Here is a 23305-nt window from a genome sequence, read left to right on the forward strand (position 1 = left end):
TCCTCTGCCGAGCCTGTAATTCTGCAGGCCTCCACTCGCGCTTTGGCTGCAAATTTTCAGTTTCGGCGCAGATAGTCCAGTTGCGCCTGCACCGACCATTCGGCCGCATCCCAGAGCTTCTCGTCGACGTCGACATAGACGTGTTCGACGACCTGACGGGTGGTGGCATCGTCGCCGAGTTCCCGCAGCGCGCAGCGCACCTGCTCGAGCCGCTCCTTTCGGTGCGCAAGGTACCCCTGCGCGACGGCCGCGACGTCAGTCAATTCCGGCCCGTGCCCGGGCAGGACGGTCCGCTGACCCAATCCGCGCAGCCGGTGCAGCGATTCCAGGTAGTCGGTCAGGCTGCCGTCGTCCTTGTCCAGAACGGTGGTGCCGCGGCCCAGCACGCTGTCGGCGGTCAGGACGGCATCCTCGAGCAGGAACGACAGCGAGTCGGCGGTGTGACCCGGGGTGGCCAGCACCGTGATCGCCAGCCCGGCAGCCTCGATCACTTCCCCGTCGCTCAGCGTCACCCCGTCGCCACGCTGGAATTGCGGATTCGCCGCGCGTACCGGTGCCCCGGTCAGCTCGACCAGCTTGTCGATGCCGTCGGTATGGTCGCCGTGGCGATGGCTGATCAGCACCAGCGCGACGCGGCCCAGCGCGGCGATCCGGGCGATGTGCTCGTCGTCGCCCGGCCCCGGATCGACGATGACCAGCTCGTCGCTGCCCGGTCCGCACAGCACCCAGGTATTGGTGCCCTCCAGTGTCATCAGGCCGGGGTTGTCGGCCACCAGCACCGATGCCGTGTCGGTGACCGGCCGCAACCGGCCGTACGCGGGGTGGGTCAGCGACTCGGTCACGGTCGCCTAGCCGACCTCCACGATCAGCTCGACTTCGACGGGTGCGCCCAGCGGCAGCTCGGACACGCCGACGGCCGAACGCGCATGCGCGCCGTTGTCGCCGAAGACCTCGGCGAGCAGGTCCGAGGCTCCGTTGATGATGCTGGGCTGACCGTGAAAGCCCGGTGCGGAGGCGACGAACCCGACCACCTTGACCACCCGTGTCACCGAGTCCAGGCCGACGAGCGAATCCACCGCCGCCAGCGCGTTGAGCGCGCAAATGCGGGCCGCGGCCTTGGCTTCCTCCGGCGTGATGTCTGCGCCCACCTTGCCCGTACACGCCAGCTTTCCGGCCTCGAAGGGCAGCTGCCCCGAGGTGTAGACGAGGTTGCCGGTGCGCACCGCCGGCACGTAGGCCGCCAGCGGCGCCACCATCTCCGGAAGCGTGAGGCCTAGTTGCGCGAGCCGGGATTTAGCGTCCATCACTTCGGGCGCTTCAGGTAGGCGACGTGCTGCTCGCCGGTTGGCCCCGGCAACACCGCGACCAGCTCCCAGCCGTCGGCTCCCCACTGGTCGAGGATTTGTTTGGTGGCGTGCGTGAGCAGCGGAACCGTCGCGTACTCCCATGCGGAGGGTTGGGTCATGACGGCAGCTTATCCGCCGTCGTTGACGAGCTCCGGCCAACCCGGCGGCCGGGCGAGGCGGTAGGGCTAGCATGCGATGGTGGCGAACACACCTAACGACGGTCATCCCGTCGGCTGGCCGTCGCGCCTGTCGAAGGCCCGCTTGCACTTTGTGACCGGCAAAGGCGGCACCGGGAAGTCCACCATCGCGGCCGCACTGGCGCTGACGCTGGCAGCCGGAGGCCGCAAGGTCCTGCTCATCGAAGTCGAAGGGCGCCAAGGGATTGCGCAACTCTTCGATGTCCCGCCGTTGCCCTATCAAGAGGTCAAAATCGCGACCGCCGAACGCGGCGGGCAGGTGAACGCACTGGCAATCGATATCGAGGCGGCGTTCCTGGAATACCTCGACATGTTCTACAACCTGGGCATCGCGGGCCGGGCAATGCGACGTGTCGGGGCGATCGAGTTTGCGACGACGATCGCGCCCGGCCTTCGCGACGTGTTGCTCACGGGCAAGATCAAGGAAACGGTGGTCCGCCTCAACAAGGGGACCAAGAACCCGGTGTATGACGCGATCGTGGTCGACGCACCGCCGACGGGCCGTATCGCGCGCTTCCTGGACGTCACCAAGGCGGTCTCCGATCTGGCCAAGGGCGGGCCGGTGCATTCGCAAGCCGAAGGGGTGGTGAGGTTGCTGCACTCCGATCAGACCGCTATCCATCTGGTGACGCTGCTGGAAGCGCTGCCAATGCAGGAAACCCTGGAAGCGATCGAGGAGCTCGCCGAGATGCAATTGCCGATCGGCAGCGTCATCGTCAACCGCAATATTCCGGCCTACCTGAGTGCCGAGGACCTCGCGAAGGCAGCCGAGGGAGATGTCGACGCCGACTCGGTGCGGTCCGGTTTGGCAATGGCCGGAATCGAGCTGGCCGCAACGGATTTCGCCGGTCTGCTGACCGAGACGATCCAGCACGCCAGCCGAATCAGTGCACGCGCCGAAACCGCGCAACAACTCGACGCCCTGCATGTTCCACGGCTGGAATTGCCCACGATTTCCGATGGTGTCGACTTGGGCAGCTTGTACGAACTTTCGGAATCGCTTGCGCAGCAGGGGGTTCGATGAGCACTGTACCGAAACCCCTTGACATGGCCGCGATCCTGGCCGATACGTCCAATCGCGTTATTGTATGCTGCGGAGCCGGCGGTGTGGGCAAGACCACCACTGCCGCGGCAATTGCCTTGCGCGCCGCTGAATATGGCCGCACCGTCGTCGTCCTGACGATCGACCCGGCCAAGCGACTGGCCCAGGCCCTGGGCATCGACGACCTGGGTAACACACCGCAGCGAGTGCCACTGGCTCCGGAGGTGCCCGGCGAGCTGCACGGGATGATGCTCGACATGCGGCGCACGTTCGACGAGATGGTGGTCCAATACTCCGGATCCGAACGCGCACAATCGATTCTGGACAACCAGTTCTACCAGACCGTCGCCACATCGCTTGCCGGCACCCAGGAGTACATGGCCATGGAGAAGCTGGGTCAGCTTCTGGCGCAGGATCGCTGGGATCTGGTCGTGGTGGACACTCCGCCGTCGCGCAACGCGCTGGACTTTCTGGACGCGCCAAAACGCTTGGGCAGCTTCATGGATAGCCGGTTGTGGCGGCTGCTGCTGGCTCCGGGCCGGGGTATCGGCCGGTTGGTCACCGGCGTCATGGGTTTGGCCATGAAGGCGATGTCTACTGTGCTCGGTTCGAAGATGCTGAGCGATGCCGCCACATTCGTGCAATCACTGGACGCCACATTCGGGGGTTTCCGGGAGAAGGCTGACCGAACCTATGCGTTGCTGAAACGGCGCGGTACCCAGTTCGTGGTGGTGTCTGCGGCCGAACCCGATGCGCTGCGTGAGGCGTCGTTCTTCGTCGACCGGCTGACCCAAGAAGGCATGCCGCTGGCGGGCCTGGTGTTGAACCGCACTCACCCGATGCTGTGCGCACTACCCGTCGAACGGGCTATCGACGCGACCGAAACGTTGGAGGAGGAGCACAGCGAGTCGGAGGCGGCATCGCTGGCGGCAGCGGTGCTGCGGATCCATGCCGACCGCGGGCAGACGGCCAAGCGAGAGATCCGGCTGCTGTCCCGGTTCACCGGGGCCAATCCACACGTGCCTGTCGTCGGGGTCCCGTCGCTGCCGTTCGACGTCTCCGACCTGGATGCGCTGCGTGCGCTCGCCGACCAGATCGCCCCCGTCGGCGACGAAGCGGCCCGCGCAGCGGGCCGCTGAGGAACCGGCCAATCCAGCCCCGAGTCGGCGATGAAGCGGCCAGCCTGCGGGGGACGGGCCGCTAGCCGCGATTCCGCCCGGGCGGCATCGAGCGTGTGCTGAGGGCGACGACTGTGAATCCTGGGCGCGGTCACGCCGGATTTTTCCGCCCCAGCCACACGCTCGACTCCGACAACTCACACTCGGCGTCGAAGATTCACGAAACCGGCCCTCACCGCGCCGAACAACGATACAGTGAGAAAACCGCGCTATTGTGCATACGCCAGTTCCTATTGGACACAAGGCAATTAGAGCCAGCGACGCCGACTCAGTAACAAAATCGTAATGAGGGACGTGGAGCCGGCCGGCTCGCTTGCACCCCTATCCGAGAGCCTTAGCCGACGCTGCGACGCTTGCGCTTGTCGAGGTAGTCCGACCACGAGACCACCTCAGGATGTTGTTTGAGCAGTGCCCGGCGCTGACGCTCAGTCATGCCACCCCACACCCCGAACTCGACCTTGTTGTCAAGTGCGTCGGCCGCACATTCCTGCATCACCGGACAGTGACGGCAGATCACCGCGGCTTTGCGCTGTGCGGCTCCACGGACGAACAGTTCGTCAGGGTCCGTCGCCCTGCACAGCGCTTTTGATACCCAGTTGATCCGTTCCTCCGCATCGGCACTGCGGAGAAGGTTTTGCGCCGACGTGAGGTTTGTCCTTCGAGCGGCCGGACGTGTTCCTGACACGAGCTGATCCCTTCCTCCCGGCCGCGAATCGCGGCCGCCCTCCTCGGGTACCAGCCGATGTTGCGACCTAAGACACACTGTGCACATCGGTGTTACCTGAATCTCACTGCGCTTATAAGTTAGGTGGTCAGGTGGCAATTGCGCAACAGTCTGATAACGCTTTTTTTGGGACGCGCGTCCCGACTTCTGCCGACCGGCCGGGGGAAAAGCACCCCCTCGGTCCCCGATTAGGTCCCTGACCTGTGACGCACGCGCAAAATAAGCGCCGAGGCGCCGACGGCGCCGCCGTCACCGCTTTCCTAAGAATTTTTTTCAGTCTCACGGCGCGGGGGCGTGACAGGGGGCCGCTACTGTAGTACGCATGTCCGATCGCCCCCCGGTGGCGCTTACCCTGCTGAAGCTCGCGGGGTGTTGTGTGTTGGCCAGCGTCGTGGCCACGGCACTGATGTTCCCCTTCGCAGGCGGGCTCGGGCTGATGTCCAATCGCGCTTCTGAGGTAGTGGCGAACGGCTCGGCTCAACTCCTCCAGGGGGAGGTTCCGGCCGTGTCGACGATGGTCGACGCCAAGGGCAACACCATCGCGTGGCTGTACTCGCAGCGCCGGTTCGAGGTGCCCTCCGACAAGATCGCCAACACCATGAAGCTGGCGATCGTCTCCATCGAAGACAAGCGCTTCGCCGACCACAACGGCGTCGACTGGAAAGGCACCCTCACCGGGCTCGCCGGCTACGCCTCCGGGGACCTCGACACTCGCGGCGGTTCCACCATCGAGCAGCAGTACGTCAAGAACTACCAGCTGCTGGTCACCGCCCAAACCGACGCCGAAAAGCGGGCCGCCGTCGAGACCACCCCGGCGCGCAAGCTGCGCGAGATCCGGATGGCGCTCACCCTGGACAAGACGTTCACCAAACCGGAGATCCTGACCCGCTACCTGAACCTCGTGTCGTTCGGCAACAACTCGTTCGGCGTGCAGGACGCGGCGCAGACCTATTTCGGCATCAACGCCTCGGATCTGAACTGGCAGCAGGCGGCGCTGCTGGCGGGCATGGTGCAGTCGACCAGCGCGCTGAACCCCTACACCAACCCGGAGGGCGCGCTGACCCGACGCAACCTGGTCCTCGACACCATGATCGAGAACATCCCGCAAGAGGCCGACGCACTGCGTGCCGCCAAGGCGCAGCCACTGGGAGTGTTGCCGCAACCCAACGAGTTACCCCGCGGCTGTATCGCCGCCGGTGACCGCGCCTTCTTCTGCGACTACGTCCAGGAGTACCTCTCCCGCGCGGGGATCAGCAAAGACCAGCTGGCCAAGGGCGGCTACCTCATCCGCACCACGTTGGACCCCGACGTACAGGTCCCGGTCAAGGCGGCGGTCGACAAATTCGCTCCCCCGAACCTGGCCGGCATCTCCAGCGTGATGAGCGTCATCGCACCGGGCAAGGACTCACACAAGGTGCTGGCGATGGCCAGCAACCGCAAGTACGGCCTGGACACCGAAGCCGGTGAAACCATGCGGCCCCAGCCGTTCTCACTCGTCGGCGACGGCGCAGGATCCATTTTCAAGATCTTCACGACGGCGGCCGCGCTCGACATGGGTATGGGCATCAACGCCCAGCTGGACGTGCCACCTCGATTCCAGGCCAAGGGCCTGGGCAGCGGCGGAGCCAAAGGCTGCCCCAAGGACACCTGGTGCGTGATCAACGCCGGCAATTACCGCGGATCGATGAATGTGACCGACGCGCTGGCCACCTCCCCCAATACCGCCTTCGCCAAGCTGATCTCGCAGGTCGGAGTGAGCCGTACCGTCGACATGGCCATCAAGCTCGGCCTGCGGTCCTACGCCAATCCCGGCACCGCGCGCGACTACAACCCCGACAGCAACGAGAGCCTGGCCGACTTCGTCAAACGCCAGAACATCGGGTCGTTCACCCTGGGTCCGATCGAGGTCAACGCGCTGGAGCTGTCTAACGTCGCGGCCACGCTGGCCTCCGGCGGCGTGTGGTGCCCGCCGAACCCGATCGACAAGCTGATCGACCGCAACGGCAACCAGGTTTCCGTCACCACCGAAACCTGCGAACAGGTGGTGCCCGAAGGTCTGGCCAACACCCTTGCCAACGCGATGAGCAAGGACGCCGTGGGCAGCGGCACGGCAGCCGGTTCGGCCGGCGCCGCAGGCTGGGACCTGCCGATGTCGGGCAAGACCGGCACCACCGAGGCACACCGGTCCGCCGGATTCGTGGGCTTCACCAACCGCTATGCGGCGGCCAACTACATCTACGACGACTCGACGTCGCCGACCGATCTGTGTTCCGGACCGCTGCGCCACTGCGGCAACGGGGACCTGTACGGCGGCAACGAGCCGGCCCGGACCTGGTTCACCGCCATGAAGCCGATCGCCAACAACTTCGGCGAGGTGCACTTGCCGCCCACCGATCCGCGGTACGTCGAGGGTTCCGCGGCTTCCCGGGTACCCAGCGTGGCGGGGCTGGACGTGGATCAGGCGCGGATGCGTCTCAAGGATGCGGGCTTCCAGGTTGCCGATCAGCCCAACGCGGTCAACAGCACCGCAAAGTACGGCGAAGTGGTCGGTACATCGCCCAGCGGCCAGACCATTCCGGGTTCGATCGTCACGATTCAGATCAGCAACGGCATCCCGCCGCCACCACCGCCGCCGCCGGAGGACGCGCCGCCGGTCCCGGTCGGTTCGCAGGTCATCGAGATCCCCGGGCTGCCGCCGATCACCATTCCACTGCTGGCTCCGCCACCGCCTCCGTAGGCGCTGCGGCGAGCATCAGTGACGTAAGAGACGAACAAACAGTCGCCGACCGGCAGTAGGCTGCCTGCATGGCTGTTTCGCCCGTCCTGTTACGCACCGGTGCCGTCGCGCTCGGCTCGATCGTCACCGGGATCGGTTACGCCGCGCTCATCGAACGCAACGCGTTCGTGCTACGCGAGATCACCATGCCCGTGCTGAGTCCGGGCTCCACACCGCTGCGGGTCCTGCATATCAGCGACCTGCATATGCGGCCCGACCAGCGACGTAAACAGGCCTGGTTGCGCGAGCTGTCCAGCTGGGAGCCCGACCTGGTGGTCAACACCGGCGATAATCTGGCCCATCCCAAGGCGGTGCCGGCGGTGGTGCAGGCCCTGGGTGACCTGCTGCACCGGCCGGGCGTCTTCGTCTTCGGCAGCAACGACTACTTCGGGCCACGCCTGAAGAACCCCGCCAACTACCTGATCAACCCGGGGCACCGCGTCCACGGCGAACCGTTGCCGTGGCAGGATCTGCGGGCGGCGTTCACCGAGCGCGGCTGGCTCGACCTGACCCATAACCGTCGCGAGTTCGAGGTGGCGGGGCTGCACGTCGCCGCGGCCGGCGTGGACGATCCCCACATCGACCGGGACCGCTATGACACGATCGCGGGCCCGGCAAGCCCGGTCGCAAATCTGCGGCTGGGATTGACCCATTCACCGGAGCCTCGGGTGCTGGACCGCTTCGCCGCCGACGGCTATCAGCTGGTGATGGCCGGCCACACCCACGGCGGACAGCTGTGCCTGCCGTTCTACGGGGCCCTGGTCACCAACTGCGGGTTGGACCGGTCGCGGGCCAAGGGGGCCTCACAGTGGGGCCCGAACATGCGGCTGCATGTCTCCGCCGGGATCGGGACGTCACCGTTTGCGCCGGTGCGGTTTAGCTGCCGGCCCGAAGCCACCCTGTTGACGTTGATCGCCAGCCCCATGGGCGGCCGGGACTCGAGCACGAACCTGGGCCGTTCGCAGCCGAGCGTCTCGGTGCGGTGAGCGATCGGACCCGCATCGCGGTCCGCAGCCTGTCCCGCAGCTGGACGGACAACGCGATCAGGCTGATCGAGGCCGACGCCCGGCGCAGCGCCGACACCCACCTGTTGCGTTACCCGCTGCCGTCGGCCTGGTGTGCCGACGCTGACGTCGCGCTGTACCTGAAGGACGAGACGACACACATCACCGGCAGCCTCAAACACCGGCTGGCGCGGTCGTTGTTCCTGTATGCGCTGTGCAATGGCTGGATCGGGGAGAACACGACGGTGGTCGAGGCGTCGTCGGGTTCGACGGCGGTGTCGGAGGCCTACTTCGCGTCCCTGCTGGGCCTGCCGTTCGTCGCGGTGATGCCGGCGGCGACCAGCGCGGCGAAGGTCGCACTGATCGAAGCACAAGGCGGCCGTTGCCATTTCGTCGAAAACTCGAGTCAGGTCTACGCCGAGGCGGAACGCGTCGCGGCCGAGACCGGCGGGCACTACCTGGACCAGTTCACCAATGCCGAGCGCGCCACCGACTGGCGTGGCAACAACAACATCGCAGAGTCGATCTACGCACAGCTGCTCGAAGAGAAACACCCCGTCCCGGACTGGATCGTGGTCGGTGCCGGAACCGGCGGAACCTGCGCGACGATCGGGCGCTACATCCGCTACCGGCGGCACGCGACCCGGCTGTGCGTCGTGGACCCGGAGAATTCGGCGTTCTTCCCCGCCTACGCCGAAGGTCGGTCCGACGTCGTGATGTCCGCGTCGTCGCGGATCGAGGGCATCGGCCGGCCGCGGGTCGAACCGTCGTTTCTGCCCAGCGTGGTCGACCGCATGGTGTCGGTTCCCGACGCCGCGTCGATCGCGGCCGCCCGCCACGTCAGTACCGTGCTGGGACGCCGGGTGGGGCCGTCCACGGGCACCAATCTATGGGGCGCGTTCGGCTTGCTCGCCGAGATGGTCTCCGACGGCCGCAGCGGTTCGGTGGTCACATTGCTCGCCGACAGCGGTGACCGCTACGCCGACACCTACTTCGACGACGACTGGGTGAGTGCGCAGGGGCTCGATCCCAGCGGTCCGGCGGCGGCCCTGGCCGAGTTCGAACGCTCCTGCACCTGGAACCCTTGAGCCGGCAGTTTGGCGAGCCGACGGCCCGGTGCGATAGGCTGTCGTGGCTTCAAGCGGGGTGTGGCGCAGCTTGGTAGCGCGCTTCGTTCGGGACGAAGAGGCCGTGGGTTCAAATCCCGCCACCCCGACCTTGTGATCACAGGCACCGCTTCGACGCCTATGCGGTGACCAGGCTGTTCCGGGCCAGCGGCGTTCCGAAGTACCCGACTTCGGGATCGACGACGACGCTCTTGGTCTGGCCTTGTCGCGCCAGGACGTCGCGGGCCATCTGCTCGAACGAGATCTTGTCCGGCCCGCCGACATTCTCGATGCCGCCCAACGGTTTGCCTTCGGCCACCCGGGCCACCTCGGCGGCGAGGTCGGCGGCGGCGATGGGCTGGATCAGCGCATCCGGGACGCGCACTTCGTCGCCGACGGTCATCGACGCCGCGATGGCGTCGGTGAACTCCGCGAACTGGGTGGCGCGCACGATCGAGTAGGGCAGCTCCGATTCCTCGATGAGCTTCTCCTGGGCGACCTTCGCCCGCAGGTACCCGCTTTCGGGCAGCTGATCGCACCCGACGATCGACACCGCGACGTAGTGCCCGACGCCGGCGGCACGAGCGGCGGCCACGAGATTGGTGGTCGATGTCGTGAAGAACTCCATCACGGGATCGTCGTCGAAGGACGGTGAGTTCGACACGTCGACAACGACGTTGGCCCCCCGCAGAGCCTCGTCGAGGCCTGCCCCAGTCAGGGTGTTGACGCCGGTGCTGGGCGACGCCGCAACCGCGTCGTGGTGGTGCTCCCGCAGCTTGTCGACCACTTTCGACCCCAGCACACCCGTGCCACCGATCACGACGATCCGCATGGTTCCCCTTTTCCAATCGTCATGGGACCGTCAAGCCGGCCCGGGCCGCGTGGTGATTCCCGCAGAACCAAGCTAACGCGGTCCGCTCGGGGTGCTACCACTGGAGATTGCTACAAAGATGCGCGCGGGCTAAATGACATGCCAATGGGTCAGCGCCGCAAACAAAACGATCCAGCCGGCCGAAATCACCAGGCCTGCGATCGCTTCGCCGCGGCCTTCGCCGGTTGCCTTGACCTGTGCGAGCGCGGCGATAGCGCAGATGACGCTCAACACCACCGCGCCGCCCACGGCGAACGCGAAGGCCGCCGGAGCGTACATGTTGGACTCGCGCTCCGGCACCCGCTGGTAGGTGGTCATATCGGCTATCCCCTTCGCGTTGGACCATGTCGCTAGCGATGAGCATCCGAGCCGGCGCTTGGAAGATTCTCAAAGGATTCTTGGAGCCGAGGCCGGAACCGCACTCTGGTGCCGTGGCGGGGCGCCAGCATGATGGAGCGCCGCACGATGCGCTCGGGCCGGTCGTCGACGGCGCTGAACTCCCCCTCACGCAACAGCACGTGCAACACGGTGACCAGCTCGCGCATCGAAAAGGCCGCGCCCAGACAACGTTTCACGCCCCCACCGAAGGGCACCCAGGCGTAGGTTTGCGGGCGCACCCCGAGGAATCGCTCGGGCCGGAACTCGTTGGGATGGTCATAGACGCCGGGGTTGCGGTTGATGGCGATGATGTGGACGACAATGCGCGTTCCGGCATCCACCAGATAGTCGCCGATGCGAAACGGTTGCGCGGCAACGCGTGCCGTGAGGGGTGCGGGCGGCCGTACCCGCAGCGTCTCGTTGATCACCGCGGTGGTGAAATCCTCCGCGCCGCTGACGGCTTCGGCGCGCACTCGCCGCAGCGCCTCGGGATGGTGCAGCAAGAGATCGAATACCCATGCCAGCGTGGTCGCGGTGGTTTCGTGGCCGGCCAACATCAAGGTGATCAAATCGTCGCGAATCTCGCTGTCGGACAACCATTCACCGTCGTCGCCGCGCGCGCACATCAGCAGCGCCAGGATGTCGCGTTGCTCGGTCAAGCCCGGGTCATTGCGCCGTCGGGCGATCAGCGGCAGGACGACGTCGTCGATCTCCCGGAAGGCCCGGGCCCGCGACGGCCACACGCGTAACGTGCCCAAGCGACGAAGTGCGTAGCGAACCGTCAGCTGCTCTGAGACACCGAGGTTCAGCAGACGTTCGAACGGCCGGCCGAGTCGTCGCACCTCGTCGGGATCCTGCACGCCGAAAACGACTTTGACGATCACGTCCAGCATCAGCGCCCGCGCCGCCGGCAGCAGCGCGAACGGACGGTCGACGGGCCAACTGCGCATCGCCGCACGGGTGGAGTCTTCGATGATCGGGACGTAACCGTTGAGGGCGGCCCCGTGTAACGGCGGTGTCAGGAGTTTGCGGCGCCGCAGATGCTCCGGCTCCTCCTGCACGAACATCGACCCCGACCCGTAGATCGCCGCCGCGGGACCCACGCCCTCGCCGCCGAGCAGGACGTCGGCGGGAGCGGTGAAAACCTCCTTCACCAGCGCCGGATCGGACACGATCGCTACGTCGCCCAAGGTGAGGATCGGCATCGTCATGATCGGGCCGTAGCGGCGGATCAGCCGCAGCATCCGGCGCTCCCCACCCACCAGATAGGCAACCGCATACGCCGCCGCAAAAGCCGTACGAAACGGCCGGGGGGCCGGCAGCCCGGGTGGCCGGCGTATCACGTCCGGTGAGCCGGCCAACTCGGGCTCCGAATCAGGCGAAACAGCCACGCCCACGACACAACACGGCGCCGCCGGCTAGGTCAAGGCCGGCCGGCGGGGGCCGGTCACACACAGTCGGCGCACACCGGAAGCTCGCCGGCCGAACTGCGCAACCGGCTGCGGTGCTGCACCAAGAAACAACGCGAGCAAGTGAATTCGTCGGCGCGCTGGGGAATCACCGTTACCGATAGTTCTTCGCCGGAAAGATCCGCACCCGGCAGTTCGAACAATGGCGCCTCGTTCGGATCGTCGTCGACGATCGCCGTGGACAATTTGGGCAACGCCGGTGTCAGTTCGCGCAGCACCGAACCGTCCGCGGTCTCGGCGTCGGACACGCGGCGTGCATCGTAATCGCTAGCGGTCGGCATGGTGCGTTCCTTTCTGCGCAGTGACCGGGTTACACGTGCTGTGGTCACCTCGTGGCAGAGTCAATACCCCGTTCGGATATCGGCCACACCTGTCAACAGAAAGAAATCGTCGAAGCTTTCAGCGGCTTTCAGCGGCCTGCAGCGGCTTTCAGGGGGTGGTCAACCCTCCAAGGAGGCCGACTCAGCGAGCCGGGATTTCATCCCGTGCCAGCCGTTGGGCATGGTTTCGGGCTCTCCGGATCCAGATGCCGGAATTCGGCTGCGCGAGACCGCCAGCCCGAACCAGGGCGACATGACGGCCACCACCAGGATCACCGCGGCCACCACCTCATGCCCGGTTGCCAGCAGCACCAAGCCGGCGACGAGGCCGACTGCCCAGAGACCTGCGGCCACCAAACCGGGGACGTTGGCACCGCGCTCGCCGGCCACTGGCCGCGTCGTGCGGTGAGAACAAACGACGCTAATTCCGGTGTCAAGCATGCTCACTCCCAGCCGTATCGGTGTGACCATCACAATAGCCTATGGAAACTATTTCCACTCCATCCAATCTGTAACCGCTCTGCCGGGTAGCTGTGAGGTCACTGCCAGTGGTTACCCGGCGTCCCGTGGCCCCCAAACCGAATGGCCGGCCACTTGCCGGGGTATCACTGGTCGGTGAGTGATACCGCCTTGCTGGTCATCGACATGTTCAACGACTACCGCCATCCCGACGCCGAACAGCTGGCGGCCAACGTCGCGGCCATCATCGATCCGCTGGTCGGGTTGGTCGGCGACGCCGAACACAACCGCGGCGTCGATCTGATCTATGTCAACGACAACCACGGCGACTTCACCGCCGACCATCGTGCCATCATTTCGGCCGCGCTGGACGGCGAGCGTCCTGACCTGGTCAAACCGCTGGTGCCGAAAGCCGGCTGCCGGATCATCACCAAGGTGCGCCACAGCGTGTTCTATGCCACCGCACTGGAGTATCTGCTGGATCGGCTGAAGACCCGGCGCATCGTGCTCACCGGCCAAGTCACCGAGCAGTGCATCCTCTATAGCGCGCTCGACGGCTACCTGCGCCACTACGAGGTCGTCGTCCCACCCGATGCCGTCGCGCACATCGACGAGGAACTCGGAGCCGCCGCGCTGAAGATGATGAAACGCAATATGAGCGCCACCTTGCTGCCCGCGGAGCGCTGTCTGCGGTGAGGGTTTGCAATCGGCCCAACCGGGGAATGTGGGCGCTCTAGCTATTACCCGAGAGGCAGCCATATGACACGACGTCAGTCCGAGAAGGCCGAGTCCGACGTGGAGTTCGACCCGCATATCGCCAAGTCGCGCGACGACGAAGGAAGCTACGTCGGACTCGGCTCCGCCGACGACGACTTCGGCAGCGGGGAAACCGGCGCGGAGGCGCGCAGTCAAGAGGACTGACCCGTCGACGCTGTAGGAAACATCGACTTTCTCATCAGCCACATCAGTCACCGCCGGTTTGTGCTGTCTCGTTTTGCCCAGCTGTGAGCGACAACCTCGGTGCGGCGTCGGGCCTAGTTGTCGCTATCAGGTGGGCACACATTGCGCACTACTTGGGCCTGGGACCCATGTGAAACATGTGTTTTCGACGGGCGCCGGGACCCCGCCGTGACTAGATCAACACCGTTTTCGAGGCCCGGTCCAGATCCACCAGCAGCGCCCGATGATCCGAGATCGGCATCAGCTCGGCCGACGCCGCGCCGACGCGAAGACCGGGATCGTCGGTCAGGATATGGTCGAGTTGCCGGTCGGGGGCGGATGCCGGAAATGTCGCGGCCGTTGCCAACGGCCGCATCCGCGACCATCGGCGCACCGCGGCCGGAGTCAGGTTTAGGTCCCCGGTCAGCAGCCGCGGCCAGGGAAAGCCGCGCACGTCGTGAGCGAGGCGCCGTAGCTGCCACCGGTTCCAGCCGGGCACGAAGGACAAATGCGTGTTGGCCACCGTGAGCGTGCCCAACGGGGTGCGCAGGCGCGCGATGACGGCCGCCCGCGGCTCCTCGTCGACGATCATCACTTTGTCGGGCCCCGGCAGGTACATCGGGAAGCGCGCCGGAATACGGGGCAATCGCACCACCTGCCAGCTGGCCGCGGGGAAGCGCGACAGCAGCGCGATGCCGTAGGCCGCGGTCCCGGGCTGTTCATCGCCGGTGGCGGCCATCCACGTTGCCCCGGGCGTGCCCGAGATCGCGGCCACAAACCGATGTGCCACCGCGCCCATGGCTTCGGCAGCCGCCGCGGTGAGGTCGGCCCGGCCCGATCGCGGTTGGTCGCAGTCCACTTCCTGCAACGCCAACACGTCGGGGTCGATACGGCGCACGCAGTCACACAACCGCTGCACCTCCACCCCATCGCCCACCGTGCGGCCGTGCAGGATGTTGAAGGTCGCCACCCGCATGACTATCGGTCGGCTAACGGCATGGCCGCGGCTCGGGCGCCTTTGCCCGGCGCCGCGGCCCGCAATGGTGTTGCCCGGCCAGGCGCCCGAGTTCGGCCAGGTCGCGCTCGGCGTGGCTTTGTCGGATGTAGATGGTCAGGTCGGCGACGCGCTGCGCGTGTCGACCGTCCTCACACAGCGGTCCCGGCCCCAGGGCGCGGCCGGTTCGAGTGATGGCCTCGTCGACCGCGTGTTCCACGATGGCGCGGGCACGGCGAGCCAGCAATTGCGCGGTGCCGGACCGATCGAACGGATCGCCATCGATCCGCTCCGCGGCGCTGGCCAGCACCGCTTCTCCAGCGGCGAGCGCGGCGTCCACCGCGCCGAGATGCGCCAGCGCGTAGGCGTCGGCCGACTGGCTTCCGGCGCAGCGGTACAGCGGGTCGGCGACCCGGCGGGCGCCGCCCAGCCAGCACGCCGCCACCCCGATCGCGGCGTGCCAGAAGCCGGGCCGGTTCGGGTAGGCGTCGGGTTCCCCCACCGCAATCGCATGGACGTTGCTGAACTGCACCGATCGGGTGTCGCTGCCGGCCATCCCGGGGTTCCACCAGGTGCTCGGCAAGGGTTTGACGATGGGGTCGGTGACGGTCACCGCGAACAGGCCCCGTTTGTCGTCATCTAGGACCGCGGTAACCAGCGCGTGTGTGCAAAATCCGGCACCCGAACACCACACCTTGATGCCGTTGAGGACATACTCGTCGCCGGCGATGCGGCTGGCCCGCAGCACCGCGTCGGCGGACTCGGCCACCCACACGCCCCACAGCTGGCCTGCTTGCGGCGGCTTACCGCCCAACTCGTTGAGAATGGCACCGGCGTCGACATGGGCTTCGGCGATGCGGGCCGCCGCGATGTCCTCTTCGGCCAGCTGCGCCAGGCGTTGCCAGCGTTCGGCGGTGCGCCCAGAGGCCGGCAGCGGCAACTCCAGCCGCCCCGACTCCAGCCAATGCTCCACCAGCCCGGCCGTCACGCGCGCACCCGTCCGTCACGAACGAAAGTCACCACCACGGCCCGTGCGTAGCAACTCGGCGCCATGGGTGACATACGTTGCTGATACCCGATTTCGGCGGGCGATTAAACGACTGCCCGATAGTCCGCGACAGTCATGGTGGGCCGGGTTGCCGACGACTCCGGCAGGGTATGCCGTATCCACGATGACTAATTCGCCCAGGCCGCCCGATACGGCGCCCGATTGGACGGCCGCCATGGCCGTCGCCGGTGGGTGCTCAGGCGGCGGGCCGTACCCCGGGCTACGGGAATCGTTACGCCATGCCGCGTCAGCCCTCAAGGAACACGGGCCGCGCTTCGCGTTGGCCGGCAGCTACGCATTGTGGGCCTACGGCGCCCCCGAACCCAGCCACGACGTCGACATCGTGGTCGCCGACGCCGACGCGCCGGCCGCGGCCACCACGCTCGCCGATGCCGGTTTCCTTATCGAACGCCCACCGGAAGACTGGCTACTCAAGGCGCACAACGGCGAGTGGGTCGTCGACGTGCTGCACCGGGTCAACGGTGAGCCGGTGGGGCCGGCGGACCTCGACGACGCCGAAGAGCGTGTGGTGCTTGCCATTTCGATGCCGGTATTGCCGCCTACGACGGTCTTCACCCAAAAGTTACGCGCCCTGACCGAGCATCACTGCAACTTCGCCGACCTGATCCCGGCCGCCCGCGCGGTGCGCGAACAGCTGGACTGGGACCACATCGAGAAAGCCACCGACGACAACGATTTCGCGGCCGCATTCCTGATGCTGGCCGGCCGGCTCGGCTTACGTGGCTGAGAGCGTCACGTCTGCCCGCCGCCACCGGCGCCCAGCGTCCGTTGCATGTCCGGCTTCATCGCAGCCAGCTGGGCTCCCCAGTAGCCCCAGCTGTGCACGCCGTTGTTGTCGAGGTTGAACACGGCGTTGTGGCCGCCGGCGGCAGTGTAGGCGTTTTTGAACGCATCATTGCTTTGCAACACGACCTGTTCGATGACCTGTCCCGGGATGCTGCCCTGGCCGATTTCGGAGGGAGTGCCGTTGCCGCTGTACACCCACAGCCGGGTGTTGTTGCCGGCCAGTCGTCCGGCCTGCACGGTAGGATCGTTGCGCTGCCAACCGGGACCGCCCGTCGGCCCCCACATGTCCTGGGGGTTGAACCCGCCTTCGTTGCCCATCGCCAAGCCGATCAGCGTCGGGCCGTTGCCGCTGGAGGGCGTCATGTAGGCCGACAGCGACGCGGCATAGGCGAACTGCTGCGGGTGGTAGGCCGCCAGGATCATCGCCGACGACCCGGACATGGAGACGCCGACCACCGCATTGCGGGTGGAACGCACGCCCCTGCTCGCCAGGTAACCGGGCAGTTCGCTGGTCAGGAAGGTTTCCCACTTGTAGGTCTGACCGTTGGCCGATCCGTACCAGTCGGAGTAGAAGCTGGAACGCCCGCCCACCGGCGCCACCACCGAGATGCCGGAGCCGGCGTATTCGTCGAAGGCGTTGGTCTCGATGTCCCAGCCGCTGCGGTCGTCGCGGGCGCGCAGGCCGTCGAGCAGATAAACGGCCGGGGCTCCACCGGATTGGAACTCCACGGTGATGTTGTGGCCCATGCCCGCCGACGGCACCTGCAGAAATTCGGGCGCGGCCGCCCGCGCCTTCGGTTCGCCCCCGACCACACCCACCAGCCACGGCAGCGCCGCGGTCGTGAGCGCGGCGACGGTTAATCGACGCTTCCAACGATTGTCCCGATTGTTCTTGGTGCCCATTCCCGGCTCCTTTCATCGGAGGATTGTTGTTCGCTCGCTCAGGTGCCGGGCCAAGCCGCGCCCTACCGACCAAACCGGGTTGCGGGTACCCCGCGCCGCAGGGTTTCAACCGCCGGAAACGACGGTGGCCGAGCCGATCCGAGGCGCCGAAAAAATTCGGGGTTTGGGGATGCGGGCGGGAGGGCACTTCCTGCGGCATGAATGCCTCTCGTATTGTTCGTCACGTCGGTCCCGCGGCAGCCGCCGCATGGGTCCTCAGCGCTACTGTCCTGCCGGCTACTGCCATCCCCTCCGCCTACGCCCGGTCTTGCCCCGACGTCGAGGTGGTGTTCGCCCGCGGCACCGGCGAACCACCCGGTGTCGGTCCCACCGGACAGGCCTTCGTCGACGGCCTGCGCTCCCGTCTGGGCGCCCGCTCGATGGGCGTCTACGCGGTCAACTACCCCGCCAGCGACCAGTGGGATACCGGCGTCGACGGCATCCGCGACGCCGGCGCGCACGTCGTCTCCACCGCCGGCGGCTGCCCCAACACCAAAATGGTGCTCGGCGGTTACTCCCAGGGCGCGGCCGTGATGGGCTTCGTCACCTCCCCGGCGGTGCCGGACGGGGTCGACCCGGCGACCGTGCCCAAACCGCTGGCACCCGATGTCGCCAACCACGTCGCCGCCGTCGTGCTGTTCGGACCACCCAATGTTCGGGCCATGAACTTCCTCGGTGAGCCGCCGGTCAACATCGGCCCGGCCTACCAGGGCAAGACCATCAAGGTCTGCGCCCCCGAAGACCCGGTGTGCTCCGACGGCATGAACTTCGCCGCGCACAACACCTACGCCGACGACGGCGGCATGATCGGCAAGGGCGTCGACTTCGCCGCCAGCCGCCTGGGCGCGGGTCCCGGCGGACCTATGACCGTCGCGTCTCCAGGCGGCGGCTTCGGCAACTGACACACGGCTTCCCGTTCCACCCCGGTGACGCGGTGGGTGCGCCGAATGTGCCCCATCACCCGACAGCACCCACCGCGTCACACCGCTTCCCCGGACAGCGACATGATTTGGCGTACAAGCCATTTCACGTCATCGCGGATCAGCCGGCGCGCCAGTTCCGCCAGGATGCGCGGATGCCACGCGGCGCCGGCCAGCTGGCTGAGATGGTCGAGCGCCACATCCACCCTGGCCAGTGCGCGGTGCATCCGGGAACCGCCGGGACCGACCGGTTCCGGCAGCATCGTGGTGACCCGCACCCCGCTCTGGCCCAACTCGTCTTGCAGCGTCTGGGCGAACTCTCTGAGAAAAGCCGCGCTGGCCCGGTACACCGCGACCTGGTGGTCCGAGTGGTCCGATTGGTCCGATGCGGCGCCGGCCGGCGACACGGTCAAGATGATGCCGCCGCGGCCGTGCACGACCATCTCCTCGGCCAGCAGCCGAGCCAGCCGCATGGTCTGACCGATGCCGGCCACCATCTCCTGCAGCACGTTTTCCAGGCTGTCGTCCAGGTCGTAACCGTCGACCGGTGAGTTCAGCGCGGCCGCCACCACGGGTTGCCGGGCGGCCCGCACGCGCCGGTACAACACGTCGGGCCGCTCGGCGAGCCGCGCGTCGACCTGGATCGGCTGAACGTTGGTACCCAGCCCGCTGAGAGCGGCCGCGGCGGTGTGGATCTCGTCGCAGGAGTCGGTGACGATCAGGTCGTATCCGCGCCGGGCGAACTGTCTGGCAAAGGCGAAGCCCACGTCGTTGCTGGCACCGGTGACCAGGGCCAACCCCCCGGGCGAGTTTTCGCCGCGCTGGTGCGATTTTCGAGCACGCCCGCGTGGGTCATTGTGTGCAGCCGGGCGAATCGGTACGACCCTGTCATCAGTCAATTCCATGTCCTCCACGCTTGCCGGTCCCGAACGCCGGCATCCCCCAGCCCAGGTCCTACCCGGTGAAACCGCGGCTAAACATCGGTTTCAGAACCCCTGCGGCGCGCCGTTTCCCAGCGCTCAGATCCGCCTGTCCGCCGTCGGCGCTTGGCGTGGGCCCGCAAACCCCGGGCGAACATCTCCTCTTCGCCGTAGCCGTTGGCGACGGCCGTCACCGCCGAAGTGTCCGCATGTAAGGCTATGGCCGACAACGGAATACGCTCGTCGCGAAAGCGCCCGACGAGTTCGGCCGTCAGGTGCTGGGCCTCGGCGGCGCTGCCGCCGTTGCCGCACGCCAGTAGCCGGCCGCCGCCGTTCAGCACCGCTGCCAGCTGCCGCCCGCACCGGCGCAGGCGCCTGCGAGCTGGTCCGGCCCACCGCATCCCGCAGCGCATCGAAGTGCACTTCGATCACGGCGGTCCTCCTCTCCACCGCACCGCGGCCAGCAGTTCGGCGTCTTTGATTCCGTCCAGGCAGGGATGGCCGGGCACCGAGCAGGCCCCGGCGCGGCTGGCGCGACACGGTGCGGACTGATCGCCGAGCACACTGACCCGCCGGCCATAGGGACGCCACTGTGCGGCCGGGACGACGGGCGCGAACAACGACACCACCGGAGTACCCACGGCGGCAGCTAGGTGCGCCGGCCCGGTATTGGGTGCCACGACCACGCGCGCCGCCGCGAACACCGCCGCCAGCTCCGCCAGGCTGGTCCGGCCACCGAGGTCGACGGCCGCATCGCCGGCCACCGCGGCGGCCAGCGCGGCCTCGCCGGGACCACCGGTGACGACCACGCGGTACCCGGCTTCGGCCAGCGCCGCCACCATGGCCGCGCTACGGTCCTGGCTCGGTTGCCGCGCCGGCACGGCGGCGCCGGGATGGAACGCCACGAAGGGGTCCGGCCCGATCCGGGCCGACAGCCGGCTCGGCAGCGGATCAAGCGCCCGGATCCGCAGCGCGCCGTCGTCGCCGGGGGGCAGTGGACAACCGGCCGCGTCGGTCAGCGACAGCGCCCGCTGCGGCTCGGGGACTCCGCTGGGCGCCTGGTGTCGCAGATCCAGCAGCGCGCCGGGGTAGTCGGTGCTGATCGCGCCGACCCAAGGCACCGACGCCATCTTGGCCAGCAACGCCAGCGGCAGCGGCGACTGGTGGAACGACGTGAAGATGTACAAGCGGGCGGGCGCGATGTCGCGCAGCTGTTTGACCAACCCATCCGCGTGGGCGGCGGTCAGCTCGGGCGAGTCGAAATCCACCCACGGGGCCTGCCATTGCACGATCTCGTCGACCCCGACCAGCAGTTCGGCGGCATCGCGGCCGCGTGGCCCGACCAGCATCACGACCCGGTCGTGGTAGGCGGCCACGGCCCGCACCGCGGGGCCGGTGATCAGCACGTCGCCGGCGCCGTCGAGCCGGGCCACGATCGCGGTATTCGCGCGGGTATTCATCGGCACCCCCGCAGCACCACCGATGCGGCCTCGTCCAGGGTCGCGGCCACCCGGGCGCGGGCCTGCGCGCGGTCGATCTCGTCCGGCAGGGTGCGCGCGGTGGGCATCAGTACCGCGTCGGCGTCGGCGGCCAGCTGGTCGCTGCTGATCAGCCCGCGGGCCACCCCGGACTGGTTGGTCACGACGGCGAGCAGCAGCCCGCGTTTCCGCAGCCGCCGCAGCGCACGCCTGGCGGCCAGCACCCGCAACGGAAGGCCGCGGCCCACTTCCAGGGCGGTGGCCGGACCCAGCCGGTCGTCCGACACCACCACTTCCGCAGGTGCCGGACCCGCCCCGTGGGTCAGCGCAATGATCAAGTGCTGCAGGGACTCTCGGCCGACGGCGGGCGCGACGATCGCGTAGCCGGACCTCATCGGCGGCGCCTGACCAGATAGCGGCCGATGGCCAGCACGTCGATCGGGGAACTGCCGAACACCTCGAGCGCATCCCGCGGGGTGTCCACCATCGGCCGTCCCGCGGTGTTGAAGCTGGTATTGACCAGCACGGGCACCCCGGTGCGCTGGGCGAACCGGCTGATCGTCGCGTGCAGCCGCGGATCGGCGGCCTTGTCGACGGTCTGGACGCGTGCGGTGCCGTCGACGTGGGTGACCGCGGGGATGCGGTCGCGCCACGCCTCGACGACGTCGTGCACGAACAGCAGGTAGGGACTGGGCAGCGGGCCGCGGCAGAAGATTTCGGCGGCACGTTCGGCGAGAACCATCGGCGCCACCGGCCGGAACTGTTCGCGGCCCTTGACCGAGTTGAGTCGTTCCAGGTTGGCGGGATCACGGGGATCGGCCAACAGTGAGCGCCCGCCCAGGGCCCGCGGACCGAACTCGGCGCGGCCCTGGAACCAGCCGACCAGCTGGTTCGCGGCCAGCGCGTCGCCGACGGCGGCCGAAATATCTTGTGGCTCTTCATACGTGACGGCAGCGCTGTCGAGGGTGGCCCGGATCTGCGCGTCCGACCAGCCGCGGCCCAGTTGCGCCGTCGGCATCGGTACGATCGGCTCGCCGTAGGCGGCCGCCAGCGCCAGCGCGGCGCCCAGCGCGGTGCCGGAGTCACCGGCGGCGGGCTGTACCCACACCCGGTCGAAGCCGGATTCCGCGTAAATGCGGGTATTGGCAACGCAATTGAGTGCCACGCCGCCGGCCAGGCATAGTGCATCGCCGTCGGTACGGTCGCGCAGCCAGCCGACCAGGTCCAGCAACACCTCCTCGACGACGCGCTGCACGCTGCAGGCCAGGTCGGCGTGCACCGGGTCCAGACCCTCGGCGTGAGCGGCGCGCCGCGGCGCCAACTCCTCCCACTCGATGGGCTTGGTGCGGAACCCGCCGTCGGCGCAGGCGTACACCCGGTCGCGCAGCTCTCCGAGGAACCTGGGCCGGCCGTAGGAGGCCATCGCAATCACCTGGTACTCGTCGCTGGAGTGCGCGAAACCCAGGTGCTCGGTGAGACTTTCGTAGAGCAGCCCCAGCGAGTCGGGCAGCCGCTGCGACACCAGCACGTCGAGCTTGTGGTCGCGGTACACCCCGGCCAGCATCGAGGTTCGCTCGCCGCGACCGTCGACCACCAGCACCGCGGTGTCCGGGTGCGGCGAGGCCAGCGCCGTCGATGCCGCGTGTGCGACGTGATGGCGAACATGCTGCACCACTTCCGGATTGAGCCCGGGCACGGCGGATGCCAAGAACCGCGGCGCGCGCAGTGCATACAGCGTGCGCAAGTGCTCCCAGTCCCGGTCCAGGCCGGCCGGGTCGAGCGGTTCCTCGTACATCAGCGCCGGGTCGTAGGAATAGCCGACCGCGTCGATCTGCGCCGGGTGCAGACCGGCGTGATCCAGGCACCACCGGATGGCCGCCACGGGAAGCTCCCAGGTGGAGAAGGGCACCGCCGGCTTGCCGTGTCTACGCCGGGAGAACCGCTCTTCCTCGGCGGCCGCCACCACCTGCCCGTCGACCACGAGAGCCGCGGCCGGATCGTGAAATACCGCATTGATACCCAGGATTCGCACCGGACCTCCTATGTCGCCAGCGGTTCGCGAGCCGGGACCCGCCGCGAGTGGTCGGGCGTCATCCGCAACCACTGCAGCGTCCGGCTCAGCCCGGTGCGGTGGTCGACGCGCGGCCACCAGCCCAGCCGTCGCCGTGCCAGCGTGATGTCGGGGCAGCGGCGCGGCGGGTCGTCGACGGCCGGCGGGCCGAATTCGATCGTCGAGCCGCTGTCGGCCAGCGCACGAATCAGCTCGGCGACCTCGAGCACGGTCAGCTCGGTGACCAAAAAACACGCGACATTCCAGACACCCGCGTCTGGTACCCGGGAATTCGATGATGAAACGTGTTTTGCCAGCACGATTCCGGGGTAGTGGA

Annotated in this window: 25 protein-coding genes, 1 tRNA gene and 2 pseudogenes; 10 read left to right on the plus strand and 18 right to left on the minus strand. The window is 67.6% G+C overall.

What is annotated here, in order from left to right; all coding sequences use genetic code 11:
- Window positions 1-56: 56 nt before the first annotated feature.
- The 3 genes from MKAN_RS12230 to MKAN_RS30460 are packed head-to-tail and all read right to left on the minus strand — an operon-like array spanning window position 57 to window position 1465.
- The gene (locus MKAN_RS12230) at window positions 57-842 is read right to left on the minus strand and encodes an MBL fold metallo-hydrolase (RefSeq protein ID WP_023368606.1); all 786 of its coding nucleotides are present in this window, start codon (window positions 840-842) and stop codon (window positions 57-59) included.
- A 6-nt stretch (window positions 843-848) separates the two neighbouring features.
- Window positions 849-1304 (minus strand): RidA family protein, encoded by a 456-nt coding sequence (locus MKAN_RS12235; protein WP_023368607.1) that lies wholly within the window; start codon window positions 1302-1304, stop codon window positions 849-851.
- A complete protein-coding gene (locus MKAN_RS30460) occupies window positions 1304-1465 on the minus strand; it encodes a Sp36 family protein (RefSeq protein WP_023368608.1) in 162 nt (53 codons plus the stop codon). Before MKAN_RS30460 ends, MKAN_RS12235 begins: the two co-directional genes overlap by 1 nt.
- Window positions 1466-1541: 76 nt before the next feature.
- Between MKAN_RS30460 and bagA the strand changes: the two genes are divergently transcribed.
- A complete protein-coding gene (bagA, locus tag MKAN_RS12240; RefSeq protein WP_023368609.1) occupies window positions 1542-2567 on the plus strand; it encodes an ATPase BagA in 1026 nt (341 codons plus the stop codon).
- On the plus strand, window positions 2564-3724 hold the full coding sequence (bagB, locus tag MKAN_RS12245; protein WP_023368610.1) for an ATPase BagB: 1161 nt from the start codon (window positions 2564-2566) through the stop codon (window positions 3722-3724). Before bagA ends, bagB begins: the two co-directional genes overlap by 4 nt.
- A 373-nt stretch (window positions 3725-4097) precedes the next feature.
- Here the strand turns inward: bagB and MKAN_RS12250 are convergent, their stop codons facing one another.
- Window positions 4098-4448 carry a WhiB family transcriptional regulator gene (locus tag MKAN_RS12250; RefSeq protein WP_023368611.1) on the minus strand — a complete coding sequence of 117 codons (351 nt, stop codon included), beginning with the start codon at window positions 4446-4448 and terminating at the stop codon, window positions 4098-4100.
- Between the two features lie 361 nt (window positions 4449-4809).
- On the opposite strand from MKAN_RS12250, the gene ponA2 reads away from it, so the two are divergent.
- The 4 genes from ponA2 to MKAN_RS12270 all read left to right on the plus strand — a co-directional run bounded on the left by ponA2 (window position 4810) and on the right by MKAN_RS12270 (window position 9483).
- On the plus strand, window positions 4810-7224 hold the full coding sequence (ponA2, locus tag MKAN_RS12255; RefSeq protein ID WP_023368612.1) for a transglycosylase/D,D-transpeptidase PonA2: 2415 nt from the start codon (window positions 4810-4812) through the stop codon (window positions 7222-7224).
- Between the two features lie 68 nt (window positions 7225-7292).
- Window positions 7293-8249 carry a metallophosphoesterase gene (locus MKAN_RS12260; protein ID WP_023368613.1) on the plus strand — a complete coding sequence of 319 codons (957 nt, stop codon included), beginning with the start codon at window positions 7293-7295 and terminating at the stop codon, window positions 8247-8249.
- Window positions 8246-9355, plus strand: a complete 1110-nt coding sequence (gene cds1 / locus MKAN_RS12265; protein WP_023368614.1) for an L-cysteine desulfhydrase Cds1 — start codon at window positions 8246-8248, stop codon at window positions 9353-9355. Before MKAN_RS12260 ends, cds1 begins: the two co-directional genes overlap by 4 nt.
- Window positions 9356-9409: 54 nt before the next feature.
- Window positions 9410-9483, plus strand: a tRNA-Pro gene (locus MKAN_RS12270).
- Between the two features lie 29 nt (window positions 9484-9512).
- Here the strand turns inward: MKAN_RS12270 and MKAN_RS12275 are convergent.
- From MKAN_RS12275 to MKAN_RS12295, 5 genes are all read right to left on the minus strand, one after another.
- On the minus strand, window positions 9513-10205 hold the full coding sequence (locus MKAN_RS12275) for an SDR family oxidoreductase (protein WP_023368615.1): 693 nt from the start codon (window positions 10203-10205) through the stop codon (window positions 9513-9515).
- A 129-nt stretch (window positions 10206-10334) separates the two neighbouring features.
- Window positions 10335-10562, minus strand: a complete 228-nt coding sequence (locus tag MKAN_RS12280; RefSeq protein ID WP_023368616.1) for a DUF4190 domain-containing protein — start codon at window positions 10560-10562, stop codon at window positions 10335-10337.
- Between the two features lie 32 nt (window positions 10563-10594).
- Window positions 10595-12019 (minus strand): cytochrome P450, encoded by a 1425-nt coding sequence (locus MKAN_RS12285; RefSeq protein ID WP_023368617.1) that lies wholly within the window; start codon window positions 12017-12019, stop codon window positions 10595-10597.
- A gap of 50 nt (window positions 12020-12069) precedes the next feature.
- Window positions 12070-12372, minus strand: a complete 303-nt coding sequence (locus tag MKAN_RS12290; RefSeq protein WP_023368618.1) for a DUF4193 domain-containing protein — start codon at window positions 12370-12372, stop codon at window positions 12070-12072.
- A 159-nt stretch (window positions 12373-12531) separates the two neighbouring features.
- A complete protein-coding gene (locus MKAN_RS12295) occupies window positions 12532-12801 on the minus strand; it encodes a hypothetical protein (RefSeq protein WP_063476932.1) in 270 nt (89 codons plus the stop codon).
- A 225-nt stretch (window positions 12802-13026) separates the two neighbouring features.
- On the opposite strand from MKAN_RS12295, the gene MKAN_RS12300 reads away from it, so the two are divergent.
- Together MKAN_RS12300 and MKAN_RS31130 are read left to right on the plus strand one after the other, a co-directional pair.
- The gene (locus tag MKAN_RS12300) at window positions 13027-13566 is read left to right on the plus strand and encodes a cysteine hydrolase family protein (protein ID WP_036394564.1); all 540 of its coding nucleotides are present in this window, start codon (window positions 13027-13029) and stop codon (window positions 13564-13566) included.
- A 63-nt stretch (window positions 13567-13629) separates the two neighbouring features.
- On the plus strand, window positions 13630-13791 hold the full coding sequence (locus MKAN_RS31130) for a hypothetical protein (RefSeq protein WP_023368621.1): 162 nt from the start codon (window positions 13630-13632) through the stop codon (window positions 13789-13791).
- A 211-nt stretch (window positions 13792-14002) separates the two neighbouring features.
- On the opposite strand, the gene MKAN_RS12305 is transcribed toward MKAN_RS31130, so the two are convergent.
- Both MKAN_RS12305 and MKAN_RS12310 read right to left on the minus strand, forming a co-directional pair.
- A complete protein-coding gene (locus MKAN_RS12305) occupies window positions 14003-14785 on the minus strand; it encodes an endonuclease/exonuclease/phosphatase family protein (RefSeq protein ID WP_023368622.1) in 783 nt (260 codons plus the stop codon).
- A gap of 13 nt (window positions 14786-14798) precedes the next feature.
- Entirely contained in the window at window positions 14799-15791 is a 993-nt protein-coding gene (locus MKAN_RS12310; protein ID WP_023368623.1) for an acyl-CoA dehydrogenase family protein, read from the minus strand.
- Between the two features lie 235 nt (window positions 15792-16026).
- Between MKAN_RS12310 and MKAN_RS12315 the strand changes: the two genes are divergently transcribed.
- Complete coding sequence (locus MKAN_RS12315; RefSeq protein ID WP_023368624.1) at window positions 16027-16599, plus strand: hypothetical protein; 573 nt, start codon at window positions 16027-16029, stop codon at window positions 16597-16599.
- Window positions 16600-16604: 5 nt separating this feature from the next.
- Here MKAN_RS12315 and MKAN_RS12320 read toward each other — a convergent pair whose 3' ends face one another.
- Window positions 16605-17561, minus strand: a complete 957-nt coding sequence (locus MKAN_RS12320; RefSeq protein WP_023368625.1) for an esterase family protein — start codon at window positions 17559-17561, stop codon at window positions 16605-16607.
- Window positions 17562-17758: 197 nt separating this feature from the next.
- Between MKAN_RS12320 and MKAN_RS12325 the strand changes: the two genes are divergently transcribed.
- Window positions 17759-18502 (plus strand): cutinase family protein, encoded by a 744-nt coding sequence (locus tag MKAN_RS12325; RefSeq protein ID WP_036394439.1) that lies wholly within the window; start codon window positions 17759-17761, stop codon window positions 18500-18502.
- Between the two features lie 77 nt (window positions 18503-18579).
- Here the strand turns inward: MKAN_RS12325 and MKAN_RS12330 are convergent, their stop codons facing one another.
- From MKAN_RS12330 to MKAN_RS12355, 6 genes and pseudogenes are all read right to left on the minus strand, one after another.
- A complete protein-coding gene (locus tag MKAN_RS12330; RefSeq protein WP_023368627.1) occupies window positions 18580-19425 on the minus strand; it encodes an SDR family NAD(P)-dependent oxidoreductase in 846 nt (281 codons plus the stop codon).
- 140 nt (window positions 19426-19565) lie between these two features.
- Window positions 19566-19872 (minus strand): annotated as a pseudogene (locus MKAN_RS12335) (SIS domain-containing protein); the annotation flags it as partial.
- Window positions 19869-20900 (minus strand): glycosyltransferase family 9 protein, encoded by a 1032-nt coding sequence (locus tag MKAN_RS12340; protein WP_023368629.1) that lies wholly within the window; start codon window positions 20898-20900, stop codon window positions 19869-19871. The gene MKAN_RS12340 and the pseudogene MKAN_RS12335, both read right to left, overlap by 4 nt.
- On the minus strand, window positions 20897-21313 hold the full coding sequence (locus tag MKAN_RS31980) for a hypothetical protein (RefSeq protein WP_023368630.1): 417 nt from the start codon (window positions 21311-21313) through the stop codon (window positions 20897-20899). Before MKAN_RS31980 ends, MKAN_RS12340 begins: the two co-directional genes overlap by 4 nt.
- Window positions 21310-22950: a carbamoyltransferase family protein gene (locus MKAN_RS12350; protein WP_023368631.1), complete on the minus strand. Its 1641-nt coding sequence runs from the start codon at window positions 22948-22950 to the stop codon at window positions 21310-21312. The genes MKAN_RS31980 and MKAN_RS12350 overlap by 4 nt, the downstream gene beginning before the upstream one ends.
- A gap of 8 nt (window positions 22951-22958) precedes the next feature.
- Window positions 22959-23210, minus strand: a pseudogene (locus tag MKAN_RS12355) (hypothetical protein); the annotation flags it as partial.
- Between the last annotated feature and the right edge of the window lie 95 nt (window positions 23211-23305).

This window comes from Mycobacterium kansasii ATCC 12478 (genome assembly GCF_000157895.3).
GTDB lineage: Bacteria > Actinomycetota > Actinomycetes > Mycobacteriales > Mycobacteriaceae > Mycobacterium > Mycobacterium kansasii.